Raw genomic sequence first — 24,605 nt, 5'->3', positions numbered from 1 at the left:
GTCAAAGTCGGGTAGACAAAAGCGCTAGAAATTCTTCTCTTGTTGACTGCTGTGTTTGAAAGCTCCCAAGCATAGCTGAGGTCTTCATAGCGCTATTCTGCTTTTGAACTCCTCGCATCATCATACACATGTGCCGTGCTTCAATAATGACGCCAACGCCCTCAGCACCGGTAACGTCCGCGATTGTGTTGGCGATTTGGGTGGTAAGTTGCTCTTGGATCTGCAAGCGCCGCGCAAATATGTCGACGATTCTTGCAATCTTGGATAAGCCGATCACTTGGCCCTGCGGAATATACCCGACGTGACATTTGCCAATGAAAGGCAGCAGATGGTGCTCGCACAGAGAGTACAACTCGATATCCTGCACGATCACCATTTCATTGGAATCTGAAGGGAATAGGGCGTCGTTAACAACGGTGTCGACGGATTGCTGGTAGCCACGCGTCAAAAACTTAAAAGCCTCTGCGGCACGTTTTGGCGTATCTTTTAGGCCTGGTCTCTCCAGATCCTCACCAATCTCGTTTATGATGCTCGCAAATTTGTCCTGCACGGTTTCGCCCCAGCCTTATATGGAGGCGCAATCGTAGCAGGGCATCGTACAAAAACCAAACCGGGGTTACGTTTATATGGGTATTTCGGCGGGGCAGACTGTGTTGGCTTGCATAGAAAGGTTGGATCAAAAGTTTCAACACGCGGATCTATTTTACGGCCACGGTTCGGACAATAGTTGGGATGAGGCGGTGTTTCTTGTGTTGGGCGCGTGCGATTTGCCTCTTAATTCTGGCGATGAAGTCGCGACAGTGTCTTTGACCCGTGCGCAAGCAGAGCGAGTCAATGATTGGGTGAATCAGCGCGTTATCGAGCGCAAGCCTCTGCCGTATATCTCGGGTAAAGCATGGTTGGGCGGGGCAGAGTTTTTTTGTGACAAGCGTGCGCTTGTACCGCGCTCGCCCTTAGCTGAAGTGATACTCAACGATTTTCAACCATGGTGCAACGGTGTTCGAGGCAAAGAGGTCCTCGATTTGTGTTGTGGGGGAGGGAGTTTGGGTATTTTGGCGGCCTTGAACCATGCTGAGACCCAAGTGGTTCTGGCAGACATCGATCCTGATGCCCTAGCGCTTGCGCAGCTCAATGTTGTCAAACATCAACTCGAGTCGCATGTGCAGTGCGTGCAGTCGGATGTGTTGGCGTCGGTCCCGCCGCGATACTTCGATATAGTGCTATGTAATCCGCCTTACGTGGATAGTGAAGACATGTCTAATCTTCCGGCAGAATACCTGCATGAACCACACATTGCGCTGGCTTCTGGACGTGATGGCCTAGACTTTACGCGTCAGCTGCTCGCTCAGCTGCCCAAGTTTCTGCATTCGAACAGTGTTGTGTTTTTGGAATTGGGAAACAGCTGGGAGCATTTCGAGGAATTGTTCCCGCAAATTGCAATCACCTGGCTAGAGTTCGAGCGTGGTGGCTGGGGTGTATGCGTACTGACTAAGTCAGAAGTTGAAGAACTTGCACTCGCCCTGACGTAGTTAGGTATAATACGCCCCTTCGCCTAATTTGAGCCGCTTATGTCTGGAAATACCATAGGAAAACTCTTTACCGTCACGACCTTTGGCGAAAGTCATGGTCCCGCCATAGGGTGCGTGGTTGATGGCTGCCCTCCTGGATTATCAATCACGTCAGCCGACTTGCAGCGCGACTTGGATCGACGTAAGCCCGGCACTTCTCGCTACACCACGCAACGTAAGGAAGACGACGAAGTTGAAATACTGTCCGGTGTGTTTGAGGGAAAAACTACGGGCACTTCCATCGGATTATTGATACGCAATAAAGACCAGAAGTCCAAAGACTATTCTAAAATAGCGAACACCTTTAGACCCGCACACGCAGACTACACCTATCAGCAGAAGTTCGGCATGCGCGATTATCGCGGTGGTGGCCGCTCATCAGCGCGAGAAACGGCGATGCGGGTCGCTGCGGGAGGCATTGCTAAAAAATACCTTCAAGAGGTGTTTGGTGTGAGCATACAGGGTTACCTCGCACAACTGGGTCCCATTAAGGCGGAACAGGTTCAGTGGGATACCATCGAGACCAACCCGTTTTTTTGTCCAGACCCGAGCAAAATTGAAGCGCTGGAGCAGTACATGCAAAGACTGAACAAGCAGGGCGATTCTATTGGTGCTCGAATCAATGTGGTTGCTCGTGGCCTCCCTCCGGGTTGGGGGGAGCCCGTCTTCGACCGCCTGGACGCGGATATCGCGCATGCAATGATGGGTATCAATGCAGTAAAAGGTGTTGAAATTGGCGATGGCTTTGCGGTGGTAGAGCAACTAGGAACCGAACATCGTGATGAGCTAACGCCGATAGGCTTTAAATCGAATCACGCGGGCGGTGTGCTTGGCGGGATATCATCTGGCCAAGATTTAGTCGTTAGCATGGCCCTGAAACCGACCTCGAGTATCCGAATCCCAGGAGCGTCCATCGATGTCGAGGGCCAGCCGACAGAACTGATTACTACGGGTCGACATGATCCCTGCGTGGGGATCCGCGCGACACCTATTGCCGAGGCTATGTTGGCTATTGTGCTGATGGATCATGCTCTTCGTCACCGTGGTCAGAATGCGGATGTGAGTTCCCCAACCCCCGTGATTACTCGCTAAAATGACGCGTGCGGTGACTCTTCCACACGCGCGCTTATCGGGTTTTTACTTATTCTATTTCGCGATTTTGGGTATTTTGTTGCCTTTTTGGCCGCTCTACCTGTCCAGTATTGGACTGAACATTGCTGAAATCGGCACCTTGATGGCGGTTCTTATGATGACCCGTGTTGTATCCCCAATGCTATGGGGGCACATCGGTGACCGTATATCACGTCGAATGCGCGTCGTGCAGTGGGGTAGCTTCGCCGCTGCTGTCTGCTTTGCTGGCGTATTTTTGAGGACCGATTACTATTGGTTACTCTGGATCGTTGCCGGATACAGTTTCTTTTGGAATGCCGTTTTACCGCAATTTGAGGTTGTTACCCTACGGTATTTGGGCGATCAACATCACCGATACAGCCAAATTCGCGCATGGGGCTCGGTTGGCTTTATCGGCGCAGCAATCGGTTTGGGCTGGTATTTTGACATGGCGTCAATACGTCATGTCCCGATCATGTTGCTCGTTTGCTTTGTGGCACTCTGGGCGTTAGCGCTGAGCATACCCGGGGCTGAAAAACCGGTTCAACACAAACATCCAGCCCCCCCAATATCGCTCTTGTTGAACAAAAACGTCATGGGTTTTATCGCGGCGGGCTTACTGATGCAGCTCGCTCATGGCCCTTACTACACCTATTTTTCGTTATTTGTGGAAGAAGCGGGCTACAGCAAGCAATCTACCGGTTTTTACTGGGCTCTCGGCGCGATCAGTGAAACCCTGCTGTTTCTTGTGATGCATAAGATCCTGCCGAAAACTGGGACTTACCGCTTGTTTCAGTTCGCCTTGCTGTGCTCGGTTGCTCGCTGGATACTGTTGGATTATTGGGTAAGCAGTGCTGCCGCTCTATTCTTTATTCAGATCATGCACGCTGGAACCTTTGGGGCCTTTCACGCCGCCAGTATCGACTTTCTGCGCCGCTATGTACCCGAGGGCCTTTCTGGGCAGGGCCAGGCACTGTATAGCATGTTTTGCTACGGTGTTGGCGGTGCGCTGGGCAGCTTGTTAAGCGCCTGGCTTTGGCCGATGAGTCCAACGTATGCCTTCGCGATGGCGAGTGGGGTAAGCTTGCTCGCGGTTTTTGTTGCTTATATGACGATGAATAAATCATGACCAAGAGATCAAAACGCGCTCGAAGGGCGTTTAAAACCTTCTTCCTCGGCTTGTTTGCAACGGTCGCTCTGCTGTGGGGCGCCAATTACCTAATTGGCGTCGAATGGGGCGCATTGTTCCGCTGGTTGGGTATCAGCGTATTGGCGCTGTCTTTGGTCATTTTGTCCGCTGGCGTGTCGGTGGCAGCGTATCAAAAGTTTTTGAAGCGTCGTGGCTAATGCACGTCAGTCTTCACAATAGTCGATATCGATATCGACGGTCATATCTTCGGCGATCAGATCCAGTGCTGCTTCAAGCTCAAGGCGGTCTTGCTCGGGCGAAAAGCTGATAGCGATACTGGCCTGAAAAAGCGGTTCGTTGGTCATTGGTGCAGGAACAATGTCTGAGTTGAGTTTAAGCACATTGATGTCACGACGCGAGAAGGCCTGCGAGATCTCCCGCACGATGCCTGGACGATCAGGTCCAATCACCGAGAGTGATGCTTTAGTCGATGGCACGCCTGAACTTTCGGCAGGGCTTACCCTGACACTGAGACCCGTGCTTGACAAAGCTTTTAGCTGTTCAGCAAGGGCGTCGGCTTGTTCAGTTGGCAGACTAATCAGAACAATACCTGCGAATTTTCCCGCGAGATGTGTCAACTGACTGGTTTGCCAATTACCGCCATTCGCCGCCACGCTGCTCGCAATGGCATCCACCAAGCCGGGTTTATCGTCGCCGATAATGCTAAGAATAAAAGGTTTCGTCATGCTACTTATCCACATGCTGTGATAAAGCCGTTATAGTAGGTCTATTGAGAAAAATGTGCAAAAGCTAAGGAGCGGTCAATGCAACTGTTTAAACGTGTTAGGTGCTCAATGTCCTTGTTTGTGGCGCTGTTCGTTATGGCAACCGGCGTCTCTGCTGAGACTTCAGATCCATGGCGCACGGCCTTACAGGGCGAGCATCGCAGTGAAGCCGCCAAAGCGCGCGATGTGTACCGCCACCCGCGTGAAACCCTCGAATTTTTTGGCGTGACCCCCTCGAGTACTGTGCTTGAGATGTACCCCGGTGGTGGTTGGTATACAGACGTGCTCGCACCCTTGCTTGCGGATAACGGTACGCTGTATGCCGCGCACATGGGTGTTAACGAATCCAATTATGCGCGTCGAGCTTTGGGTGGGTTTTTAGCTAAGCTAGGTGCAAACGGTGATCTTTATCGGGCGGTGACAGTCACTGCTTTTAATCCACCTGGAGACGTTTTAGTGGCCCCACCAGAGAGCGTGGATGTGGCCTTAGCCATTCGCAACGTGCATTCGTGGATGCGTTTGGCGACCTTGGAAACCGCTTTGACTGCTGTTTATGACGCTTTGAAACCCGGTGGCGTTTTCGGCGTAGTGCAACATCGAGGCACGCCGGGGATGAGCGAGCAAGAGATGAAAGATTCGGGTTATGTCGATCCAGAATATTTGATCGGGCTGGCGGAACTCATTGGTTTTGAATTAGAAGCCGAGTCACAAATCAACGCTAACCCCAAAGATACGAAAGACTACGAGACCGGTGTTTGGACTCTGCCACCTTCCTATCGTTTGGGCGATCAAGATCGAGCCAAATACGAAGCAATAGGTGAAAGCGACCGCATGACCTTAAAGTTTGTGAAACCCTTAGACTAGTCCGGGTGCAGATCGACGCGAGGGGGCTGTGGTGCCCCGAGCCTATTATGTTGCTTCACAAAGCCGTAGGTGGTTTGGACGCAGGCAAAGAAATTAGCTTGTTAACCACCGATCCGGCAGCCCTTCGTGACGTGCCAAAGTTTTGTCGGTTTTTAGGTTTTACTCTGGCGTCTCAGCTGGACCGAGGCGACCACACGGAATTTGTTATTCGGATCGATGCGTGATGATAGCCGCAGACATTGAGAACGTATTCAATACGGGAGTGGGGCATTGCCATGACACTGTGCTTAGGGGCGGGGCCAGCGAACCCTTTTACCAAGCGCCCAAAGCAAAAGACTGTCTGGCCACGATTTGGTATCGAGCTGACTACCTCCGCAGTGCCTTGCACGAATTAGCGCATTGGTGTGTGGCAGGATTAGCCCGAAGACAACAAGATGACTATGGGTATTGGTATTCGCCAGACGGCCGTTCGCCCGAGCAACAGCGAGCATTTTTTCAGGTGGAAGCTCGCCCTCAAGCAATCGAGCGTTTGTTTTGCGAGGCTCTAGCGATTCCCTTCGAGGTCAGTGTTGATAATCTCAACGGAGTCTGTGCAGACAGCGATATTAAAGCCTTTGATGCCGAGGTTGAGCGATTGGCAGCACAACTGTTGGAGCATGGCTTGAGTTCTCGGGCTCAAAACTTGCTCGACGACTTGCGGGCGCTGCGAATTTATGGCCCACGCGCGGTCTGTAACGCATGCTAAATATTCTAGCGGATCAGAATATTCCTCTGGCGAGCGAACTCTTCACACCATTTGGTAACGTCACCTTGGTGGATGGGCGAAGCCTAGGTGCGGCGCAGGTTCAAGGGGCTGATGTGTTATTGGTTCGATCGGTGACCCGAGTCGATGAGTGTCTATTATCGGGGAGTAAAGTGCAGTTCGTGGGCTCAGCGACGGCCGGCTACGACCATCTTGACCTGACCTATCTGCAGGGCTCCAAAATCCTTTACGCGCTTGCATCAGGTGCCAACGCTGAATCGGTCGTAGAGTATGTGCTTGCCGCTATTTGTTCTCAGCCGAGTTTTCTTGAGAAGCTGTTTGCTGGAGGGAAGTTAGGTGTTGTTGGCTACGGTCATGTCGGTAGGCGCTTGGTAGAGGTGGCGACGTGCCTTGGCATGAACGTCGGCGTCTACGACCCCTATGTAGACAGCGGCGCGTACACCAATGATCTCCAGCAGGTGTTAAATAGCGACGTCATTTCCCTGCATTGTGAGCTGACGGACCACGGGCGTTTCCCAAGTAAGCATTTGCTGAGTAAAAGTCGGTTAGACACTCTGGGGAATCATCAGCTACTGATCAATGCAGCACGAGGAGGCGTCATCGATAATGTGGCGCTGCTCGATCGACTGCAGCAACCAAACGCCCCCGTTGTCGTTTTGGACTGCTGGGAGAATGAGCCCTCGATTCATCAACAGTTGGTGCCGGTGGTCACTATCGCAACACCGCACATAGCAGGTTACAGCTATGATGGTAAGGTCAGAGGTTCCGTGATGTTGCGCGATGCCTTGGCGAGGCATCTAGCGTGTCAAACCAGTGATGTTTTGCTTGCTAATGACTTATGTCTAAATTTGGACAGTAGGCTGTCATTAGCGATGTCTGTTTCCAATCTGGTGACTAACATTTACCGTATCGAGTCTGACGACGCTCGGTTTCGCAGTGCCCTGGCAGACGCGGATTCCGAGTCTGGTGGGCGCTGGTTTGACGACCTGCGACGGAACTATCCAACTCGGCGAGAGTTGTTGGGAGCGAGGCTCTTTGCTGACGCCCGCACGGACAGTCTAAATCAGTTGGCCCAGTGTTTTAAATTACAGCTCATTGACCGGAGTTCATGATGGATGACAAAACGATTGATTGGCGTACTAAGCTGACCCCTGAGGCGTTCAAAGTATGCTGCGAGAAGGGCACAGAACGCCCCTTTACGGGCGCATTTTGGGACCATTCAGAAGTCGGCACTTATCACTGCGTCTGTTGCGATACGCCGTTATTTCGTAGCGACACGAAATTCGATGCCGGCTGCGGTTGGCCCAGCTTTTTCGAGCCTCTGCGCAGTGAAGTCATACGCGAAACCAGAGACACCTCTCACGGAATGATCCGTGTCGAGGTTATGTGCGACAGCTGCGGCGCTCACTTGGGACATGTGTTCCCAGATGGTCCGCCGCCTACAGGATTACGCTACTGCATTAATAGCGTTTCGCTCACATTTCACAATTAAGCGTGTTAGAGTTTGCTAAAACAAGTATGCTAATCGAAAAATGTCGGATGTATCCACAATGAAACTGCGTTACTTAAGCACCTGTTTGGGGCTTGTGATGACATCACAAGTTCAGGCGCATGGCATGGCGCCTGCGAGTGGCTGGCAAGTAAATTTCTTTACTCACGCGAACTCCATTCAGCGCGAGGAAGGCACGACCAAAAGGGAGGAATTCACCTTGGGTGAATCCACCTTGTTCGTTGCCACTAACTTGGGTAATCGCTGGTCGGCACTGACAGAGATCACTTACCAACCCAAGCTTTACCGCGATGATACGGTCAAAGTCGAGCGTCTGCAGCTGCGCTATGAGCTCAATGACGAGCAGTACTTTGTGTTAGGTAAAATCCATACACCAATGAATTATTGGAACGACACCTACCACCACGGACGTGTATTTTTCCCGACGATCTATCGGCCGCTAGCATTCGAGCGCTTCATTCCCATCCACGACATCGGTCTGCGCTGGGGTGGTCGCGGAATTGGTGAGAGAGATCTTTTCTTTGACCTCGTTCTTGGCTCCGGTATAACCGCCGAGTCTGAGCACGAGTTCTTCGGCAACGGCATTAATTCGGCGACGGCCTCGGTCGGGTTTTATCCGACGCAAGACTGGTCACTTCAAGTAGGTTATTACAGCGACACGCTGATTGATCATGAGACGCTGCCCGGTCATCAGATGCACGCTATGCCAATGCCGGGCGATGTCGGTCAGGGTCTAGACTATGAATTGTTTGCCTTTTCCTCGCAGTTTGAGAACGACAAATATCGCGCTTTAACGGAAGTCTCTGTCAACCGCACTGACGATTCCGATTGGAACTATTCTATCTTCCAGTACGGTGCCTACAAAGTAACGCCCGATTTATCGCTTTATGGCTACTACGATATCACCTCGGTTGAGGATGGTGGCGTGCACTTCGCGCTCGGTAAAGAGGTTCGAGCAGGCGTGGGCCTTAGCTACTTTTTCGCAACCGCTGGTGTCGTGAAGTTTGAGTTGATAGACCACGAGAACGACATATTGCCTGACTCGAACGACGGGCTTGAGCTTCGCATGCAAGTGGCTGTGGGCTTTTAACGTATGCTGTGCTTGCGAACGACTAAACGCCTGACCTCGCATCTTGCATGCTTGGTTGGTCTTTGTTTGCTGTGGCTGTTTGTACCCGACAGTGTCGCTGCCGCAGACTTATACGTGGTGGCTGCAAAAAATGCCAATGGCGGCAGCAAGTCCATTAATGTGAGCGAAATCATTACGGGCAAACAGCGTAAGTGGTCAGATGGGGCGCCAATCGTCGTGATCTTGCCGAGTAAAGAGGCGCCACATTTTAATGCTGTCGGGGATCATTGGTTTAACGGGTCGGGCTCTGCAATGCAACGACACTGGCTCCGGCTGGTTTTTAGCGGACGCGCGAACGTCCCTATTTATGCGAAAAGCGATGCTGAGGTGCTAGCCATTTTGGATCGAACTGAGGGGGCTGTAGGCGTCGTCAAGGACGCACCGCCTGAAACATACCAAGTTCTGTCCGTAATTAATTGATGAAGCCACGCTCTATTGCCCTCAAGCTCAGCGTTCCTGTTTTGCTGGGCCTGCTATTTTTGGTCGCATTGCTGTTGGTCATTGTCCCGAATCAGCAGCAGCGAATACTGACCCAAAATCTAAACTCCGAGCTTGAGAGCATTGCGGCTGCGTTGGTTATCAGCGTGCAGTTCGCGATCGAGCAAGAAGACCTAGGTTTACTGGGTCAAGTTAACGGATTCATGCAGGACAATCGCGAGGTGAGTGTCGCGGGGATTTACCTGCTGGAAGAAGACGGCGAGCAGTTGGTCGCGGAGTTTCCGGCGAACGTCGGTTTAGAGCAGCACTTGCGCTCGGGATCAGATGACTATCTGTTGGTGCGCCTACCATTTGAAGCCGGCGGCATGTCAGGGCGCGTCCTAGTAGGGTCGGAGCGCCAAAAATTACAGACGAATATCTGGCGCGTCCAGCTCCCACTTTACATTGCCTTCGCCTGCCTGGCGCTCGTTTTTGGCTGGATATTTATAAATCTAAATCGCGGCGTTGTTAGCCCCTTACTCCGCTCGGCGACTATTGCGAATCGACTGGGTGCCGGTAATCTCGATGTAGATATACCGATTGATAGCGACAACCGCGAGGTCAGCTCGTTAACGACAGCGCTGGTGGAGCTTCGTGACAATCTAGTGGCGGCAAATTCGGCGCATGACGCGCTTCTGCGAGACCTCGAGAATCAGGTGGCGAGTCGAACCTCCGAGTTAAATCAAACCTTGGGTGAGTTAAACGAAAGTTTCAACCGGCTGAATGTTGTTTTGGGCGCGGCCAACGCCCTAGTGTGGACGTTTGATCGTATTAACGATGTGTTTCATTTTACCGGTGCGACTGACGACTTATCGAATATAGGGCTTGATGACAACTCCAATGTCACAGTCGAGCAGATATTGGACAAAGTGCATCCTAGCGGGCGGGAAAGATTAGTCGACAAATTTTCGTCCTACTTGCTCGAGGGCGCCGAGCTCGACGAACAGGTACAGCTTGAGGTTTCTCATGGTCACTATCGCTGGTTCCACTTGACCGGCGTGCCGATACAGCAAGACGCCAAACGCGAAGAGCTTGCGCTCGGGTCAATGATCGACATGGACGACCGAATTCGTCAAGAACAGCGCATTTGGGAAATGGCTCATTCCGATGAGCTCACCGGAACGGGCAACAGAACGCGGTTCACAATGGCGTTTGATGAAGCAATTCAAACGGGTTCGTCTGGTACGTTAATGCTAGCAGACATCAATGATTTCAAGCTCATCAACGACACCAAAGGGCATCTCGTGGGTGATCGAGTTCTAATCGCTTTCGCAGAGACTCTAAAGCGCCACCTACCGGTGCAAGCAACTGTCGCTCGCTTAGGCGGCGATGAGTTTGGGGTGGTAACGGTGCCTGAACTTACAAAGGCAGACCTTGAAATTTTGTTTCAAAGACTTAAGGCCGATTTGGGCGGACGAGCAGACTTTGGTTTGGAAGTGCCGGTCTCGATCAGCTTGGGAGCCGCACACTTTCCGCTCCATGGGCAAGACCTGGAGTCAGTGATGCACTGCGCCGATGTGGCGATGTATCACGCGAAACAGAATAAGTTGGGCGGTAGCGCTAGCTCTGTATTTTACGCAGGCATGGATGCCGAGCGCCTCACTCGCAGTGCTCTGCGCTCTCGCATTGATCAAGCACTCAACAACCGCGAGCTGGAAATATGGTATCAGCCGGTTTGGAATGACGATTCTGGGTATTTTCGCCGCTGCGAGGCGCTGTTGCGCTGGCCTGGCGAGTCTATTTCGATTCAAGAGGTGATTGATGCTGCAGAAGAAAGTGAGTTGATTCTGCGACTCGGCGAATTCGTGGTGGATGAAGTTTGCTCTTTCTTAGCAAGCGTGCCGTCTCATCAAGAAGACTTATCGGTATCGATCAATATTTCTCCGGTGCAGTTTCACTACCAAAATTTAGAACACCTAATCAAGAGTTCTTGCGAGCGCTATAAACTCGACCCCAAGCGGTTAATGATAGAAATTACCGAGCGGACGACGATCGAGAACGCGGAGCTGGCTGGTAAGGTGCTTAGCGCATTGAAACAGATGGGGCTAGATTTGGCGCTGGATGATTTCGGTACAGGCTACTCGAGCTTGAGCACTCTGCATGAGCTTGAAATTGATTGGATAAAAATTGACCGTCGCTTCGTTCAAGATATCGATACCAACCAAAACAGCTACCAAATTGTTAATGCTTTGATGAGAATGGCGCAAGCGCTTGATATCAGAGTGATAGCAGAAGGGGTTGAGACGGATCAAGAATATGCCACGCTTCGCTCACTGGGTGTTAGGATGATGCAGGGCTATTACCACGCTCGGCCTATGAATCAGCAGCAGCTATTGGCGTTTCTCAAGGGGTAGCTAAAGACTTTTTTCTGGAGCGGGAAACCGGGTTCGAACCGGCGACCTCAACCTTGGCAAGGTTGCGCTCTACCAACTGAGCTATTCCCGCGAGAGATCACTGGAGCTTGATTAAGTGGCGTCCCCTAGGGGGTTCGAACCCCTGTTCCCGCCGTGAAAGGGCGGTGTCCTAGGCCACTAGACGAAGGGGACGCAGTAGGACTTAACCAAGTGGCGCGCATTGTAGGTAGCCAGCTGGTTGGAGTCAAGCGAAAGTCGTCGACTTATTGTAATTTTTTTAAAGATTCTTTTGCCTGCTCCCAATCAAAGAATTTTTGCTGCATTTGCGCTTCGAATCTCATTTCGTCAAGGGCCTGATAGGCCGCGATTTCCTCGTCGGGCATAAAGTGCAAACAATCACCGCCTACTAGGTAAAGCACGTCTCTGGGAAACAAGGGTGTCATATCGGCGTAATGGGTAAAGAGCGCAACAACTTGTTGTGAGACTGCATCGGAGTCCTTAAGCCCGCACGCCGCCGACGCTGATACCAGCCACGTCTTGAAGGGGTGGTCGGGATGCAAGCTCTCAGTCTTGCGAGTCACTTCTTCTAAAAAGCCATTGAGTTGCTGAAAAAGTCGAGTTTCGTTGTCAGTTTGCTTCATGTGAGGTCGTTTATCGTTGCTGAAACCGTTACAATGCGCGCTCGCTTTTTTTAGACGAGGCCCCCGCGGTTATGGTACCAGCCCTAGCGATAGAAAACCTTAGTAAAACCTACGGCAATGATTTTCAGGCCCTTAAGGGTATTAGTCTGCGAGTCGAGCAGGGTGATTTTTTTGCGCTTCTCGGACCCAATGGTGCGGGCAAGTCCACAACGATCGGCATAATTTGCTCGCTGGTAGACAAGACAGGCGGTCAAGTCAAAGTCCACGGTGTAGACATTGATATCGATTTCCCCGCCGCTAAAAAATTCTTAGGTGTTGTTCCCCAAGAGTTTAATTTTAATGTCTTCGAAAAAACCCGCGATATTCTGTTAACGCAGGCTGGCTATTACGGCATTCCCCGCGGGGTAGCTGAGGAGCGTGCTGATCACTTCCTCAAAAAGCTTGGGCTTTGGGAAAAGCGTGATACGGCGTCCCGAATGCTATCGGGGGGTATGAAACGCCGCCTTATGATTGCCAGAGCACTCATTCATGAGCCGAAACTCTTGATTCTCGATGAGCCCACGGCAGGTGTCGATATTGAGATGCGTCGGTCAATGTGGGAATTCTTACAGGAGATCAATGCAGCGGGTACGACGATTATTCTAACGACTCACTATCTAGAAGAAGCTGAGGCTTTGTGTCGCAACATAGCAATCATTGACCATGGTCAGATCGTCGAGAACACCTCAATGAAATCGCTAATACGTCGCTTGCAGAAAGAGGTATTCATTTTAGATTGTCGTGATGATTTACCCGAGGAGATCAGCGTAACGGGATTCGTCACGCACAGGCTCGATACACACACACTAGAAATTGAGGTCGAAAAAGGCCAGGACCTGAATGCGGTGTTCCGCAGCTTGAGCGAGCAGGGCGTCTGTGTTCAAAGTATGCGCAACCGAGCCAATCGTCTTGAAGAAATGTTTGTCAATTTAGTAGAGAGCGCAAAAGTATGAATGCCAGAGAACAGTTCATCGCCTTTATGACGATCCTGCGGAAAGAAGTGCGCCGCTATACGCGCATTTGGACGCAAACACTGCTGCCCTCTGCAATAACCATGTCGCTTTACTTCGTGATATTTGGTTCGTTAGTGGGTTCAAGAATTGGCGAGATGGGTGGCTTCACTTACATGCAGTTCGTGGTGCCGGGCCTCATCATGATGGCGATTGTGACCAACTCGTACAGTAATGTGGTTTCCTCGTTCTTTGGCTCTAAGTTCAATAACAGCATCGAAGAGCTTTTGGTCTCGCCCACGCCTAATTACATTATCCTGTGGGGCTACATCATTGGGGGCGTGACACGTGGTTTAGCGGTGGCCGTTATTGTGACCGGCGTAGCACTTTTTTTTACACAACTTTCAATTCATAGCTTCCCAGTGGTCATTGGCATCGTGACATTGACCTCGGTGCTATTTGCCCTAGCGGGCTTTATCAATGCCGTCTTCGCCAATTCGTTTGACGATATCTCGATCGTACCGACGTTTGTCTTAACTCCCCTAATTTATTTGGGCGGCGTCTTTTACAGTCTTGATCTATTGCCGGAGTTTTGGCGCGGCGTTTCGCAGTTAAATCCATTGGTTTATGTTGTCAATGCGTTTCGCTACGGCGTTCTAGGGGTCTCGGATGTCAGCATTGAGTTTGCTTTTGCCATGATCGCCTCATTTACGGTGGTAGCGTATTTGTACTGTATGCATCTCCTCAATAGCGGCACCAGGCTGCGACAATAAGTGCGAGGGCATTGAGCACTATGGCTAACCCGAAATTTGTTCTGGGTGAAAGGGTCGCAGCGCCCACTGCGTACACGCCCGATGTTTTGTATCCCATTGCTCGAGCTCACGCGCGAGACACTCTGGGCTACAGCGCTACGACGCCAATGTTTGGCGTCGATCAGTGGCATTTGTATGAGTTGTCGTGGTTGAACACCGCGCGAAGCCCCGAGGTGTACGTGGGGAGACTGACGGTGCCGGCTCATTCCGAGTGTATTGTCGAGTCTAAGTCGCTAAAGCTGTATCTGAACTCGCTAAACTTCACGGTATTTGAATCTACCCAAAGCGCAACGCAAACCATTTGCGATGATCTGGTTAGAATTTTAGGTACCCCTGTACATCTCGAATTATTTGACGTAGCACCTAACGATCTCGCCGGAGGTGTCTTACACGGCACCAATCTTGATCAATATAAGCAGCTCCCCATTGTTGAACAACCCACCCCAGCGACACTTCAGACCGCCACAGACTCCTTGGTGAGTGCGGCATGGCATACGCATCGATTGCGAAGCTTGTGCCCGATTACTGCGCAGCCCGATTGGGCCAGCGTGCAAGTGGTTTGGGAAGGTCCAGATCTGTGTCCTGAGTCTTTAATGCAATACTTGCTGGGTTATTATCAGCATCAGGAATATCACGAACAATGCGTCGAACGTATTTATTTGGACTTGCTTGGACGTTTTAATCCCGAATTCTTATCGGTACAGGCCTTCTATACGCGCCGAGGCGGCATTGATATTACGCCGTTTCGAAGCAATCACCCCGACGCAAAACCACGTGTTCGCTTGATGCGTCAGTAAATTAAAAACAAGCATCAACCGCTTCTGCGGTTTATTTTTATGGTTTAATACGCCCTTTTGAGGCGAACCATGTCTACCACGTTACCAAGTTGTCCAAAATGCTCATCTGAATACGTTTATTTTGATGGTTCTTTGTTCGTCTGCCCTGAATGTGCCAATGAGTGGAGTGAGAGCGATTCCGTCAGCACCGAGACGGACGAACTTATCGTAAAAGATGCGAATGGTAACCGTTTGGAATCGGGCGACAGCGTAACTCTCATTAAAGACCTCAAAGTCAAAGGCTCATCCTCTACCGCTAAAATTGGCACTAAAGTCAAAATAAATCGCCTGGTTGAGGGTGACCACAACATCGACTGCAAAATCGAAGGCATTGGCCCCATGATGCTGAAGTCGGAGTTTGTCAAAAAAGCCTAGCTAGCTTACAGAATCACAGTGTTCCAGCATATTCAGTTCGGGCGAGGTTACAGCCGAATGAATGCCGAGCAATTGCATCAACGTGTAAAATATATTGTCGTGTGAACTGGCCTCGGAAGCCTGATATTGAGCAAGGCAGCCTCGCAATTCGTTTTGATGATGGTTCGTCCAGAGCCACATGGGCACGTGTTTCTGCTCGGCTGGCGCGAAGCTGTACGGCAGACCGTGGAGGTAGACGCCTGAATCGCCTAGTGACTCCCCATGGTCTGAGACATAGAGAACCGATACCGCGCGCTGTGTAAAACGGCTCGCCTGCTCGATAATTTTTGAGTTGATGAAATCACTGTACAAAATCGTGTTGTCGTACGTATTAATGAGCGCTACTTGGTCGCAATTTTGAATGTCACTGCGGGGGCAATCTGGTGTGAATTCGCGGTACGTATCGGGATAGCGACGGAAATAAGTCGGGCCATGTGAGCCAATCTCGTGTAGAACGATAAAGCTGTCATGCTCGTCCAACTTCTTTAGGTGTGTCTGCAATCGGTCTAAGAGGATCGAGTCAAAACAATAGTCACCATCGCACTGCTCGGGGTCTGCATCGGTCGGGATTCGTTCGTAGGTTTGCCGTAAACACATGCCTTTGCAGCTGCTATTGTTGTCGATCCAAGTAACGTCCACACCAGCATCCTGCGCTAGATCTAAAAGGTTCTGCCGTTGTCTCGCCTCGTTGGCGGAAAACGTTCGGCGCGACAGGTCAGAAAAGATGCAGGGAACTGACACGGCGGTCGCTGTGCCACAGCTGATCATATCTCTAAAATACAGAGGGTCGAAAAATCGTGTGAAGCGGTTGGTATCGCGCTCGTAGCCATTATATGCGAAGTGATCCGCTCTGGCTGTTTCGCCTACAATAACAATCGTGAGTCTTGCGAGATTACCTGAGTGGCGTTCGAGCACTGGTTGCTCGTCCAGGGTAACAAAATTCTCGGCACTGTAGCTGAGTTGGTCGTGCCAGTAATCGTAGGTGTTATCGACCCATTCAAACGGGATCAGCTGTCGTTTGAGTTCTGGGTTATTTCGAGCTGTCGCCGCAAATTCTGCGTAGCAGCTTAAGGTTAACGCGCCAGCAATGCCCAGTACCACGGCATTGGTCATACACTTTGCCAAGACCTCTCGCAGCAGCGGGCGGTAAGAAATTTGAATTTTGAGCAACCATAAGCTACTGAGCGCAACCAAGCCAGTCACCATTAAAACCGCTGACAGTGATAGGTAGCTCGTTGCCTCGGACGTGTCAGTTTCGAAAATATTTTGGATCATACCGTAGTCGAAGACAACACCGTAGCTTACCTGAGCGTAAACAACGAAGCACGAGACGATAAAAAGCAAAGCGGTTACCGGTTTCGCTATCAGGGGCCAGACCCATAAGCTTGCTAATAAATGAAGAAGAGCAAAAAGCAGGCATGGTAATGCTGCTAGGAACAAGAAAGAGGTGTTCTCTGTCTTGGCAGCGGCGGTGTAGGCAGCGCGCAGGAAGGGTAAATTGAAAACGGTTAAGAACACTAAAGCAGTAAGAAAAGTGAACTGGTTGCTTGTCAGCTGAAATCTTTTTGTCATGACCCAGTGAAGTTGTGTTGTTGAGTCGCAAAATGTTACGGGCTAATTCTTAAGCGTTAATTAAGGCGTGCGGGTTGAGAGAGGCGCGGCGTTTGAGATAAAAAAGTCAAACCAAATGTCTGAAGCGGGTATACTTGGTATCGAGTAGACAGCGAATTTAAGGAACTCATGGAATGCCAGCGAAGCCCCTAGACGGTATTAAAGTGATAGAGATTGGTCAGCTCGTGGCAGGTCCATTTTGCGGCACGCTTCTAGGATATTTTGGCGCGGAGGTGATTAAAGTAGAGCCTCCTGGCAAGGGAGATGCCTTGCGCGGTTGGCGCGCATTGGATGAATCCGGTACCTCTTATTGGTGGTACAGCATTGCGCGCAACAAAAAATCTGTAACCGCGAATCTGCGCACTGAGGCAGGTAGAGCGGTAGTCAAACGACTCATAGAAACTGCCGATGTGGTTATCGAGAACTTTCGTCCAGGTACAATGGAAAAGTGGGGGCTCGGTCCTGATGACTTTAAGGAATCGAATCCCGGTTTGGTGTATACGCGAATTTCAGGGTATGGCCAAACAGGACCCTTGGCAACGCGTCCGGGCTACGCTTCGGTGTCAGAGGCATTCAGTGGTTTTCGGTATCTGAATGGGTTTCCGGATCGCCCACCCGTTCGGCCTAATCTCAGCATGGGCGATTCGTTAGCAGGTTTACACGCCGCATTTGGAACCTTGCTGAGCTTGCTTCACCGGGAGCGACACAATGCTCCGGGGCAAGTCGTAGATATCGCGATCTATGAATCGATGTACAACCTTATGGAGTCAGTGGTTCCTGAGTATGTCGCTACGGGGGCTGTGCGCGAACCCTCAGGTTCGACCTTAACTGGGATTGTGCCAACGAATACGTATCTGTGTGCCGATAACAAATATGTTGTCATTGGCGGTAACGGTGACTCAATCTATAAACGTTTAATGCACGCCGCAGGCTATCCGGATCTAGCCGAAGACCCCAGGATGGCAGATAACGCCGGCCGTGTAGAACATGAGGCTACAATCGACGCTGCCTTGGCCGACTGGACCGCGTCTATTACTTCGGTCGAGGTGCTGCGTATTCTGTCCGATGCAGACGTCCCCTCAGGCCCTATGTACTCGGTAGAAGACATGCTGCTTGATCCGCAGTATCAAGCTCGCGGAATGTTCGAGACGGTTCAAGGGCAAGAGGGTGAAGTCACTATTCCAGCGATCATGCCTAAATTGGGAACAACACCCGGGCAGACACACTGGGCTGGCCCCGCAGAAGTCGGAGGATCGAGCGAAGAGGTGTATTTAGCAGCAGGGTTTTCTGAAGCGGAGCTACAGGCGCTTCGCGCAGCTGGGGATATATAGACGATGGACGTGATTATTAACGAAGTGGGACTTCGTGACGGTTTGCAAAACCAACCCAGAATTGTGTCTACAGAAGACAAGCTCGTTTTGTTAGCCTTACTGGAAGCCGCAGGGCTCAAGCACATCGAAGTTGCCAGTTTTGTGCACCCTAAAGCCGTGCCACAAATGGCAGATGCCGAGGCGGTGGTGGGGGGCTTACATCTTGGGACAAGCCAAGTCTATAGCGGTCTTGTGCCTAACTTGAGGGGCTATGACCGCGGTGTCGCGGCAGGTTTAAGCGAGTTTGGCTTAATCATGTCAGCATCCAGTACCTTTAGCGAGCGCAACGTGAAAATGACGCTGGAGCAATCTTACCAAGCGTGCGTAGAGGTCATTAAAGCTTGTCTGCGCGATGGAAATCGTTCGAGAGTCTATCTATCCTGCTCTTGCGCTTGCCCTTACGAGGGTCGCATTGAAGAGTCGCTGGTGCTGGATCTGGCACGGCAATTACTAGACGAGGGCGCTCACGAGATCTCTATTTCAGACACCATTGGCGCCGGCACCCCAAATCAAATTTTCGATTTAACCCAACCTTTGATTGCAGAGTATGGCGCCGGGTCGGTAAATTTGCATGTTCATGACACGCGAGGTGCGGCGTTGGCCATGGTATGGTCAGCGTATCTCGCGGGAGTCCGAATGTTTGACGCGTCCATCGGTGGGTTAGGGGGTTGCCCGTTCGCTCCCGGTGCAACCGGCAATGTTGCGACGGAAGACTTGGTCTACATGTTCAACCAAAGCGGTATTCACACTAATATCAATTTTAATGCCCTTGAGCCAGCTGTGGCATTTGCAGAAAAGGTCACAGCCAGCTCACTTGGCGGTAAATCGATGCAGTGGCTGCGCAGTCAGTGCTAGGCGCTCTCCATGCTTACAGCGCCCATGCTGAGCTCATTCTGGCGACCACCGTCGACGGGCAATAAGACGCCAGTGATGTAAGACGCTGCGCTTGACCCCAGAAAAGCGATCGCCTCAGCGACTTCTTCGGGGTCGCCAATGCGTTTCATGGGAATCAGCGATTCCAGGTATTTTTTGCTGCCTTCATCAGGAATAACGGCTTTGGTCGGTTCGGTAAGAATAGCGCCAGGAACAACGGCGTTTACTCGAACGCCCGCGGGAGCCCATTCGATGGCGGCGTTGCGGGTCATGGAGTTTACCGCTCCCTTGGCAGCAGCGTAACCCGTCATATAGGGCGTTCCAAGCTGAGCGACAACCGAGGAAACATTGACCACAGAGCCCTGGCTTTTGGCAAGATGAGGATAGGCTTCGCGCATCATAAACAAGGTGCCATCGACAGTCACAGTAAAGTTCTTGTGCCACACGTCAGTGGGGTGTTGGTCGATTAGGCTCGCCTCCAACAAAGTCGCATTATTAACCAAAAGATCTAGCTGTCCATATTCCTGAATCACGGCGCTGATTAAGCGTTTAACTTGCTTCTCGTCGGCAATGTCGCAGGTGTGCGCAAAAGCGATGCCGCCGGCATTGCTAATCTGTTCAACGAGTTGCAACAGGGGATCCTTCCTGCGGCCGCAAACGGCGACTTTGGCGCCCATTGTCGCCAATAACAGGGCGGTGGCTTCTCCTATACCCGTACCGCCCCCAGAGACCAGCACAACTTTGTTCTTATAATTGACCATTTAAAATTCCTTACAGTAAATGCATGCCGCCGTTAGCGCACAAGGTATGTCCCGTGACGTATGAGCTCTCGTCGGATGCCAAGTAAAGCACCGCGTTGGCTATTTCAGAGGGCTCCGCCAGGCGATTGAGTAAAACGGCTTGTGCAATTTGCGTCCGCCACTCTTGAGAAATACTCGCCATCGCGGGTGTGTCGGTTGGACCGGGAGCAACGGCATTCACCCGAATACCGCGGGCACCTAGTTCCTGCGCTAGTGCCTTGGTGAGACCCAAGATAGCGGCTTTGCTTGCGCAATAATGGGCACCACCTTCGCCGTTCAAAGCTGAGGTCGACGAAATATTGACAATCGAACCGGTTCGATTCTGCGCGCTCATGACCTTTAGAACTTCTCGGCAAAAATAAAATGTCCCGTTGATATTGACGTTCATGACAGCTAGCCAGCCATCATCCTGCATATCGATGGTGTGGTCAGCGTATACCGTAGGCCTTTCACCTGCGGCAAACTGCGCGGCACGCTGGGCCATGCGTTGCTGGAAAATATCGGATCCATCATTGGGCGCCATACCGATGCCTGCATTATTCACCAATATATCAATGTGCCCGTAGCGCTCAGTGACTTCGGTTACGATAGACGCTACCTCTGTGCTGTTGCCGACGTCACACGTAAGCGCTAATCCTGCTGTGACAAAGCCCTTCAGGGTCTCCTGAACACTCGCTAAATGTAAATCCACAGCAACAACCGTTGCACCGTGTTGTGACAACGTGGTCGCGATAGCTCGGCCGATTCCTTGACCTGCGCCCGTCACGATCGCGATTTTTCGTTCGAGTCGACTCATGTAGTGCCCTTATCATTGTTCGATGTCATTCAGAGTGCAGGATTGTGGGTGTCGAGGTCTACCCTCATTTGGATGAGAGGGCGTTACGCTCCCAACATTTGAACGATCACTTGTCATTACGCGCAGTTTATTGAAAACTGTTCGCCTTTCTGGTTTGTCGCGTTTTTAATACCGCCACACCCGACAATAGCAATAGCTTAGGAAAAATACTCATGCGACCGATCTTACTGCGCCTAACAAACCTAACGTCTTTTTTGTTGTTGACGTTTTTAACGCCGACAGTCCTGGCGCAAAACGTCATTTTGATTATTGGTGACGGTATGGATGATCACCAAATAACGATGGCGAGGAATTACGTGCATGGTGCAAAAGGGCAGTTAGCGCTCGATACCTTGCCCATTAGAGGCGCGGTTCAGGTCGTGACCCTAGATCACGAGGATCCGACAAAAGTGATTTACGTAGCAGATTCCGCCAACAGTGCGACCGCGATCGCTACCGGACAAGTCACCAGCCGTGGACGAATTTCGACCTCGGCAGACACCGATAGAGATTTCCAACCCGTGACAGTCGATTTAAAGCGGGCGGGTTACGCAGTTGGCATCGTTACCACCGCGAGTGTGACCGATGCGACGCCCGCCGTTTTCATGGCTAACGTGGCACAACGATTTTGTGAAAATCCGGACATGATGGTGCAGGCCAAAATTGGGGGTAATTGGTATGCAGACTGTGAACAAGACCTCATTGCCAACGGTGGGAAAGGCTCTATTTCAGAGCAAATCGCGAACTCTTCCATAGACCTTGTATTGGGAGGAGGGTCTAAACATTTTTTACCAAATGCAGAAGGTAGTGACATCACCGTTCTTCAGAAAGCACAAGCCTCTGGTTACCTATTCGTCGATAGTTTGAGCGCCCTAGAGCAGGCGATAGAGAATAGCGAGAATCGACTATTGGGCTTGTTTTCGCCTAGCACAATGCCAGTACGCTGGCAGGCAACCGGCGGGGTGGCAGCCGATGAGCCTGAGCCAAGTCTATTAAATCACGTCCATGAGTATTTAGGCGACGTGACCTTGCCCGCTCCAGTGCAGTGTGAGGCCAACCCAAGCTACGGCAATACGCCCCCACTAGCGGCCATGACCGAGTCGGCAATAAGACAGTTGCAGAAGCGTTCAGGAAAAGGGTTCTTTTTGATGATTGAGTCTGCGTCTATCGACAAGCAGAGTCATGCACGCAGACCCTGCGGACAAATTGGCGAATTGCAGCAACTCGATGAGACGTTGAAAGTTGCCCTAGATTTCGCAGCCGCTCAACCCGATACCCTGATCCTTGTGACTGCCGACCACGGTCAAGCGGCTCAAATCATTCCTAATAACAGCTTATTCAACGGTTACGGTATTCCGGTTTATACCCCCGGGCGCTTGCAGCGGTTGATCACACCAGAAGGCGCGATTATGGCAATGAATTATGCAACGAATGACTTTCAGGCCGAGGAACACACCGGTGTGAACATACCGATATTCGCAAATGATCAGGGGCGGGATTTAGTGCCCGCGTTTATGATGCAATCTGATATCTACGGTTTGATTAAGCGTTATCTGTTACCTGAGTCTCAGTAAGATAGGCTTTGCAGAACTCAGTGATAAAAAGAAGGGGGCTATTGCCCCCTAGCAATTCGCCACCGATGCTAAAGCTCGACGTTGTGATACACGTTTTGCACGTCGTCTAAATCATTAAGCATATCGATAAAGCGGTCGAAGGTCTCGATGTCGTCACCGTCAAGCGTCGTTGTGTTCTGCGCAATAAACTGAATTTCGTCAACCTCGTACTCGACATCGCCTAAGGCATCCGAGAGCGCTTTTTTTGCCTTGAACGAATCGGTATGCGGAGCGAACACGGTCAACATGCCGTCTTCATTTTCGATGTCAGAGACATCCACATCAGCCATTAGGAGGGCCTCGAGCACACTTTCTTCGTCGTCACTCGCAAATTTTAGAATGCACAGATGGTCGAACATGTGGCTAACCGCGCCTTGCGACCCAATTTTCGACTTGGTTTTGGTAAAACAAAACCGCACATCGCCAAAGGTTCGGTTGGGGTTATCGGTGAGACACTCGATGATCACCATACAATTACCCGGGCCGTAGCCTTCGTAGCGAGCCACCTCGAAGTTCTCTCCTGCGCCGCCTTTGGCTTTGTCGATCGCCTTATCAATGACGTGCGCTGGAACTTGGTCTTTTTTAGCGCGATCAATAATGCTGCGCAGTGCCAAGTTACCGTGAGGATCGGTGCCGCCCGATTTCGCTGACACATAAATCTCGCGGGCGTACTTGCTGTAAACCTTGGCCTTTTGGTCCGAGGTTTTCGCCATAGATTCTTTACGGTTCTGGTAAGCTCTGCCCATAGTGGTATCCGTGCTGATTGATCGTGAGCAATATGGCGGTGAGGGAGGGATTCGAACCCTCGGTACGTTTCCGTACACACACTTTCCAGGCGTGCGCCTTCGACCACTCGGCCACCTCACCAGCGGCGCGAAGTCTATCAGACTTTCGCAGTTTAGGTCACCTATGGAATGTAAAAAGGCGTGGGATTAGGGCAGGTGGTTTCGCTAGTAGGCAAGCGCACAAGTGTCTGGCTTCGGTCGGGATGGGTAAAAGCGCCGATGCCTTCGGCGCTTTTAATCCTGCGGATCGCCGTCGCTTCGCTCCCGCGCCCAAAATGCTCCTGGGTCGCATTTTGTCGAACTCGATACGTTTCCGTACACACACTTTCCAGGCGTGCGCCTTCGACCACTCGGCCACCTCACCAGCGGCGCGAAGTCTATCAGACTTTCGCAGTTTAGGTCACCTATGGAATGTAAAAAGGCGTGGGATTAGGGCAGGTGGTTTCGCTAGTAGGCAAGCGCACAAGTGTCTGGCTTCAGCCACTCGGACACCTCACCAGAGAATCTTTAAATCGAAGTTCTTGGTAGAGTGTTTAACGAGACCAGCCAAAACTACTTATGCTCTAGGCGGAAACGCGGTATGATTTTGGCTGAATTTGGTCAACCACGGGTCTAATCATGGCGGCGAAGACAACAATCAAAGAAGCGTTGCAAGCGCTGCGTCGACTGCTGCGCGATCCAGAGGCCACTGATGAAGTCTTTACTGTCATTCGTGGTTTTAGCGGCAATAGCTTTGAAAAAGAGTTTCAGCGCTTTGTTCGGTCTGAATCGGGTCAGCAAATTCTAGCAAACAAGCAAGAGTTACTGGACGTCCTAAAATCGGACTTATCTCAGTACCCGGCCAATTCGCTTGGCGGCACATACTCGCGATTCCTGCGCCTTGAGGGCCTGTCGGCAGATGGTTTGGTGGATGCATCCGACCCCACGCAAGAAGTGTTCGATGAACCTATGCGCGCTAAGTTCGGTCGGCGGCAACGCGATCAGCACGACCTTTGGCACACGGTGACCCAGTACGGTAGAGATGAACTGGGCGAGTTGTGTCTGCTGGCCTTTACCTACGCGCAAACGGGCAACCGAGGCATAGGGCTCATCGTTTTTTTCGGCGCTCTAAAATATCGCAAAATGATCGGTAACAAGGTATTCCAGGCGATAAGAGAGGGCTACCGAAATGGCAAGCGTTGCGCGTGGTTGCCTGGAACGGTTTGGGAGGAGTTGTTGGCACTGCCGGTCGAAGAGGTCAGGCAGAAACTTGAACTGCCCGAACCCACAACCTATTGGGCATGTCGAGGCGGCGAACGATTCGCCTCCCTGCAACCCCTGTAAAGCGCAAGCCTACG

Annotated in this window: 27 protein-coding genes and 3 tRNA genes; 20 read left to right on the top strand and 10 right to left on the bottom strand. The window is 51.4% G+C overall.

Features of this window, described 5'->3' with window-relative positions:
* Position 1 precedes the first annotated feature (1 nt).
* A complete protein-coding gene (gene folE / locus EYZ66_RS07275) occupies positions 2-550 on the bottom strand; it encodes a GTP cyclohydrolase I FolE (RefSeq protein ID WP_009577370.1) in 549 nt (182 codons plus the stop codon).
* Positions 551-626: 76 nt separating this feature from the next.
* Here folE and prmB point away from each other — a divergent pair, with 76 nt between their 5' ends.
* From prmB to EYZ66_RS07255, 4 genes are read left to right on the top strand one after another with little or no spacing between them, the layout of a single operon-like run.
* Positions 627-1,529, top strand: coding sequence for a 50S ribosomal protein L3 N(5)-glutamine methyltransferase (gene prmB / locus EYZ66_RS07270; RefSeq protein ID WP_009577369.1), 903 nt, complete (start codon positions 627-629; stop codon positions 1,527-1,529).
* 39 nt (positions 1,530-1,568) lie between these two features.
* Complete coding sequence (gene aroC / locus EYZ66_RS07265; RefSeq protein ID WP_009577368.1) at positions 1,569-2,660, top strand: chorismate synthase; 1,092 nt, start codon at positions 1,569-1,571, stop codon at positions 2,658-2,660.
* A gap of 13 nt (positions 2,661-2,673) precedes the next feature.
* Positions 2,674-3,807, top strand: coding sequence for an MFS transporter (locus EYZ66_RS07260; protein ID WP_158027029.1), 1,134 nt, complete (start codon positions 2,674-2,676; stop codon positions 3,805-3,807).
* A complete protein-coding gene (locus EYZ66_RS07255) occupies positions 3,804-4,025 on the top strand; it encodes a hypothetical protein (protein WP_009577366.1) in 222 nt (73 codons plus the stop codon). Before EYZ66_RS07260 ends, EYZ66_RS07255 begins: the two co-directional genes overlap by 4 nt.
* A gap of 6 nt (positions 4,026-4,031) precedes the next feature.
* Here EYZ66_RS07255 and EYZ66_RS07250 read toward each other — a convergent pair whose 3' ends face one another.
* The gene (locus tag EYZ66_RS07250) at positions 4,032-4,553 is read right to left on the bottom strand and encodes a glycine cleavage system transcriptional repressor (protein ID WP_009577365.1); all 522 of its coding nucleotides are present in this window, start codon (positions 4,551-4,553) and stop codon (positions 4,032-4,034) included.
* 78 nt (positions 4,554-4,631) lie between these two features.
* On the opposite strand from EYZ66_RS07250, the gene EYZ66_RS07245 reads away from it, so the two are divergent.
* The 8 genes from EYZ66_RS07245 (at position 4,632) to EYZ66_RS07210 (ending at position 11,689) form a co-directional block, all read left to right on the top strand.
* On the top strand, positions 4,632-5,456 hold the full coding sequence (locus EYZ66_RS07245) for a class I SAM-dependent methyltransferase (RefSeq protein ID WP_235714755.1): 825 nt from the start codon (positions 4,632-4,634) through the stop codon (positions 5,454-5,456).
* Positions 5,457-5,461: 5 nt separating this feature from the next.
* The gene (locus tag EYZ66_RS07240) at positions 5,462-5,680 is read left to right on the top strand and encodes a sulfurtransferase TusA family protein (RefSeq protein ID WP_040818125.1); all 219 of its coding nucleotides are present in this window, start codon (positions 5,462-5,464) and stop codon (positions 5,678-5,680) included.
* Complete coding sequence (locus tag EYZ66_RS07235) at positions 5,680-6,201, top strand: elongation factor P hydroxylase (protein ID WP_009577362.1); 522 nt, start codon at positions 5,680-5,682, stop codon at positions 6,199-6,201. The genes EYZ66_RS07240 and EYZ66_RS07235 overlap by 1 nt, the downstream gene beginning before the upstream one ends.
* Positions 6,195-7,331 carry a 4-phosphoerythronate dehydrogenase gene (locus EYZ66_RS07230; RefSeq protein WP_009577361.1) on the top strand — a complete coding sequence of 379 codons (1,137 nt, stop codon included), beginning with the start codon at positions 6,195-6,197 and terminating at the stop codon, positions 7,329-7,331. The genes EYZ66_RS07235 and EYZ66_RS07230 overlap by 7 nt, the downstream gene beginning before the upstream one ends.
* Positions 7,331-7,711 carry a peptide-methionine (R)-S-oxide reductase MsrB gene (gene msrB, locus EYZ66_RS07225; protein WP_009577360.1) on the top strand — a complete coding sequence of 127 codons (381 nt, stop codon included), beginning with the start codon at positions 7,331-7,333 and terminating at the stop codon, positions 7,709-7,711. The genes EYZ66_RS07230 and msrB overlap by 1 nt, the downstream gene beginning before the upstream one ends.
* A gap of 58 nt (positions 7,712-7,769) precedes the next feature.
* Entirely contained in the window at positions 7,770-8,819 is a 1,050-nt protein-coding gene (locus EYZ66_RS07220) for a hypothetical protein (RefSeq protein ID WP_009577359.1), read from the top strand.
* A gap of 66 nt (positions 8,820-8,885) precedes the next feature.
* Positions 8,886-9,278, top strand: coding sequence for a hypothetical protein (locus EYZ66_RS07215; protein ID WP_158027028.1), 393 nt, complete (start codon positions 8,886-8,888; stop codon positions 9,276-9,278).
* Complete coding sequence (locus tag EYZ66_RS07210; protein WP_009577357.1) at positions 9,278-11,689, top strand: putative bifunctional diguanylate cyclase/phosphodiesterase; 2,412 nt, start codon at positions 9,278-9,280, stop codon at positions 11,687-11,689. Before EYZ66_RS07215 ends, EYZ66_RS07210 begins: the two co-directional genes overlap by 1 nt.
* Before the next feature lie 15 nt (positions 11,690-11,704).
* Here the strand turns inward: EYZ66_RS07210 and EYZ66_RS07205 are convergent.
* The 3 genes from EYZ66_RS07205 to EYZ66_RS07195 form a co-directional block, all read right to left on the bottom strand.
* A tRNA-Gly gene (locus EYZ66_RS07205) sits at positions 11,705-11,780 on the bottom strand.
* A gap of 25 nt (positions 11,781-11,805) precedes the next feature.
* Positions 11,806-11,881 (bottom strand) — tRNA-Glu (locus EYZ66_RS07200).
* A gap of 71 nt (positions 11,882-11,952) precedes the next feature.
* Positions 11,953-12,330 carry a PA2817 family protein gene (locus EYZ66_RS07195; RefSeq protein WP_009577385.1) on the bottom strand — a complete coding sequence of 126 codons (378 nt, stop codon included), beginning with the start codon at positions 12,328-12,330 and terminating at the stop codon, positions 11,953-11,955.
* A 71-nt stretch (positions 12,331-12,401) separates the two neighbouring features.
* On the opposite strand from EYZ66_RS07195, the gene EYZ66_RS07190 reads away from it, so the two are divergent.
* The 4 genes from EYZ66_RS07190 to EYZ66_RS07175 all read left to right on the top strand — a co-directional run bounded on the left by EYZ66_RS07190 (position 12,402) and on the right by EYZ66_RS07175 (position 15,342).
* The gene (locus EYZ66_RS07190) at positions 12,402-13,322 is read left to right on the top strand and encodes an ABC transporter ATP-binding protein (protein ID WP_160195632.1); all 921 of its coding nucleotides are present in this window, start codon (positions 12,402-12,404) and stop codon (positions 13,320-13,322) included.
* Complete coding sequence (locus tag EYZ66_RS07185; protein WP_009577383.1) at positions 13,319-14,092, top strand: ABC transporter permease; 774 nt, start codon at positions 13,319-13,321, stop codon at positions 14,090-14,092. Before EYZ66_RS07190 ends, EYZ66_RS07185 begins: the two co-directional genes overlap by 4 nt.
* 20 nt (positions 14,093-14,112) lie before the next feature.
* Complete coding sequence (locus EYZ66_RS07180) at positions 14,113-14,928, top strand: NADPH dependent preQ0 reductase (RefSeq protein WP_009577382.1); 816 nt, start codon at positions 14,113-14,115, stop codon at positions 14,926-14,928.
* Between the two features lie 69 nt (positions 14,929-14,997).
* On the top strand, positions 14,998-15,342 hold the full coding sequence (locus tag EYZ66_RS07175; RefSeq protein ID WP_009577381.1) for a zinc ribbon domain-containing protein YjdM: 345 nt from the start codon (positions 14,998-15,000) through the stop codon (positions 15,340-15,342).
* On the opposite strand, the gene EYZ66_RS07170 is transcribed toward EYZ66_RS07175, so the two are convergent.
* The gene (locus EYZ66_RS07170) at positions 15,343-16,953 is read right to left on the bottom strand and encodes a phosphoethanolamine transferase (protein WP_160195631.1); all 1,611 of its coding nucleotides are present in this window, start codon (positions 16,951-16,953) and stop codon (positions 15,343-15,345) included.
* 173 nt (positions 16,954-17,126) lie between these two features.
* Here EYZ66_RS07170 and EYZ66_RS07165 point away from each other — a divergent pair, with 173 nt between their 5' ends.
* Complete coding sequence (locus tag EYZ66_RS07165) at positions 17,127-18,323, top strand: CaiB/BaiF CoA transferase family protein (protein WP_009575824.1); 1,197 nt, start codon at positions 17,127-17,129, stop codon at positions 18,321-18,323.
* 3 nt (positions 18,324-18,326) lie between these two features.
* Positions 18,327-19,217 (top strand): hydroxymethylglutaryl-CoA lyase, encoded by an 891-nt coding sequence (locus EYZ66_RS07160; protein ID WP_009575823.1) that lies wholly within the window; start codon positions 18,327-18,329, stop codon positions 19,215-19,217.
* Here the strand turns inward: EYZ66_RS07160 and EYZ66_RS07155 are convergent.
* Both EYZ66_RS07155 and EYZ66_RS07150 read right to left on the bottom strand, forming a co-directional pair.
* Positions 19,214-19,996, bottom strand: coding sequence for an SDR family NAD(P)-dependent oxidoreductase (locus EYZ66_RS07155; RefSeq protein ID WP_009575822.1), 783 nt, complete (start codon positions 19,994-19,996; stop codon positions 19,214-19,216). The two genes, EYZ66_RS07160 and EYZ66_RS07155, sit on opposite strands and share 4 nt — an antisense overlap.
* 10 nt (positions 19,997-20,006) lie before the next feature.
* Positions 20,007-20,831, bottom strand: coding sequence for an SDR family NAD(P)-dependent oxidoreductase (locus EYZ66_RS07150; protein ID WP_009575821.1), 825 nt, complete (start codon positions 20,829-20,831; stop codon positions 20,007-20,009).
* Between the two features lie 212 nt (positions 20,832-21,043).
* Between EYZ66_RS07150 and EYZ66_RS07145 the strand changes: the two genes are divergently transcribed.
* Complete coding sequence (locus EYZ66_RS07145; RefSeq protein WP_009575820.1) at positions 21,044-22,444, top strand: alkaline phosphatase; 1,401 nt, start codon at positions 21,044-21,046, stop codon at positions 22,442-22,444.
* A 68-nt stretch (positions 22,445-22,512) separates the two neighbouring features.
* Here EYZ66_RS07145 and EYZ66_RS07140 read toward each other — a convergent pair whose 3' ends face one another.
* Positions 22,513-23,229 (bottom strand): YebC/PmpR family DNA-binding transcriptional regulator, encoded by a 717-nt coding sequence (locus EYZ66_RS07140; RefSeq protein ID WP_009575819.1) that lies wholly within the window; start codon positions 23,227-23,229, stop codon positions 22,513-22,515.
* A 33-nt stretch (positions 23,230-23,262) separates the two neighbouring features.
* Positions 23,263-23,350, bottom strand: a tRNA-Ser gene (locus EYZ66_RS07135).
* A gap of 536 nt (positions 23,351-23,886) precedes the next feature.
* Here EYZ66_RS07135 and EYZ66_RS07130 point away from each other — a divergent pair.
* Positions 23,887-24,591: a Coq4 family protein gene (locus EYZ66_RS07130; RefSeq protein WP_009575356.1), complete on the top strand. Its 705-nt coding sequence runs from the start codon at positions 23,887-23,889 to the stop codon at positions 24,589-24,591.
* Positions 24,592-24,605 lie beyond the last annotated feature (14 nt).

The organism is Aequoribacter fuscus, from assembly GCF_009910365.1.
In the GTDB taxonomy this organism is placed as follows: Bacteria; Pseudomonadota; Gammaproteobacteria; order Pseudomonadales; family Halieaceae; genus Aequoribacter; species Aequoribacter fuscus.
The sequence above is the reverse complement of the archived record's forward strand: the minus strand, read 5'-3'. Positions and strand labels throughout refer to the sequence as shown.

Bases quoted from the DNA above. Each gene is read 5' to 3' on its own strand.
- prmB (WP_009577369.1), top strand. From the start codon at position 627: ATGGGTATTTCGGCGGGGCAGACTGTGTTGGCTTGCATAGAAAGGTTG.
- aroC (WP_009577368.1), top strand. From the start codon at position 1,569: ATGTCTGGAAATACCATAGGAAAACTCTTTACCGTCACGACCTTTGGC.
- EYZ66_RS07255 (WP_009577366.1), top strand. From the start codon at position 3,804: ATGACCAAGAGATCAAAACGCGCTCGAAGGGCGTTTAAAACCTTCTTC.
- EYZ66_RS07250 (WP_009577365.1), bottom strand. From the start codon at position 4,553: ATGACGAAACCTTTTATTCTTAGCATTATCGGCGACGATAAACCCGGC.
- EYZ66_RS07245 (WP_235714755.1), top strand. From the start codon at position 4,632: ATGCAACTGTTTAAACGTGTTAGGTGCTCAATGTCCTTGTTTGTGGCG.
- EYZ66_RS07235 (WP_009577362.1), top strand. From the start codon at position 5,680: ATGATAGCCGCAGACATTGAGAACGTATTCAATACGGGAGTGGGGCAT.
- EYZ66_RS07230 (WP_009577361.1), top strand. From the start codon at position 6,195: ATGCTAAATATTCTAGCGGATCAGAATATTCCTCTGGCGAGCGAACTC.
- msrB (WP_009577360.1), top strand. From the start codon at position 7,331: ATGGATGACAAAACGATTGATTGGCGTACTAAGCTGACCCCTGAGGCG.
- EYZ66_RS07220 (WP_009577359.1), top strand. From the start codon at position 7,770: ATGAAACTGCGTTACTTAAGCACCTGTTTGGGGCTTGTGATGACATCA.
- EYZ66_RS07210 (WP_009577357.1), top strand. From the start codon at position 9,278: ATGAAGCCACGCTCTATTGCCCTCAAGCTCAGCGTTCCTGTTTTGCTG.
- EYZ66_RS07195 (WP_009577385.1), bottom strand. From the start codon at position 12,330: ATGAAGCAAACTGACAACGAAACTCGACTTTTTCAGCAACTCAATGGC.
- EYZ66_RS07190 (WP_160195632.1), top strand. From the start codon at position 12,402: ATGGTACCAGCCCTAGCGATAGAAAACCTTAGTAAAACCTACGGCAAT.
- EYZ66_RS07185 (WP_009577383.1), top strand. From the start codon at position 13,319: ATGAATGCCAGAGAACAGTTCATCGCCTTTATGACGATCCTGCGGAAA.
- EYZ66_RS07180 (WP_009577382.1), top strand. From the start codon at position 14,113: ATGGCTAACCCGAAATTTGTTCTGGGTGAAAGGGTCGCAGCGCCCACT.
- EYZ66_RS07175 (WP_009577381.1), top strand. From the start codon at position 14,998: ATGTCTACCACGTTACCAAGTTGTCCAAAATGCTCATCTGAATACGTT.
- EYZ66_RS07170 (WP_160195631.1), bottom strand. From the start codon at position 16,953: ATGACAAAAAGATTTCAGCTGACAAGCAACCAGTTCACTTTTCTTACT.
- EYZ66_RS07165 (WP_009575824.1), top strand. From the start codon at position 17,127: ATGCCAGCGAAGCCCCTAGACGGTATTAAAGTGATAGAGATTGGTCAG.
- EYZ66_RS07160 (WP_009575823.1), top strand. From the start codon at position 18,327: ATGGACGTGATTATTAACGAAGTGGGACTTCGTGACGGTTTGCAAAAC.
- EYZ66_RS07155 (WP_009575822.1), bottom strand. From the start codon at position 19,996: ATGGTCAATTATAAGAACAAAGTTGTGCTGGTCTCTGGGGGCGGTACG.
- EYZ66_RS07150 (WP_009575821.1), bottom strand. From the start codon at position 20,831: ATGAGTCGACTCGAACGAAAAATCGCGATCGTGACGGGCGCAGGTCAA.
- EYZ66_RS07145 (WP_009575820.1), top strand. From the start codon at position 21,044: ATGCGACCGATCTTACTGCGCCTAACAAACCTAACGTCTTTTTTGTTG.
- EYZ66_RS07140 (WP_009575819.1), bottom strand. From the start codon at position 23,229: ATGGGCAGAGCTTACCAGAACCGTAAAGAATCTATGGCGAAAACCTCG.
- EYZ66_RS07130 (WP_009575356.1), top strand. From the start codon at position 23,887: ATGGCGGCGAAGACAACAATCAAAGAAGCGTTGCAAGCGCTGCGTCGA.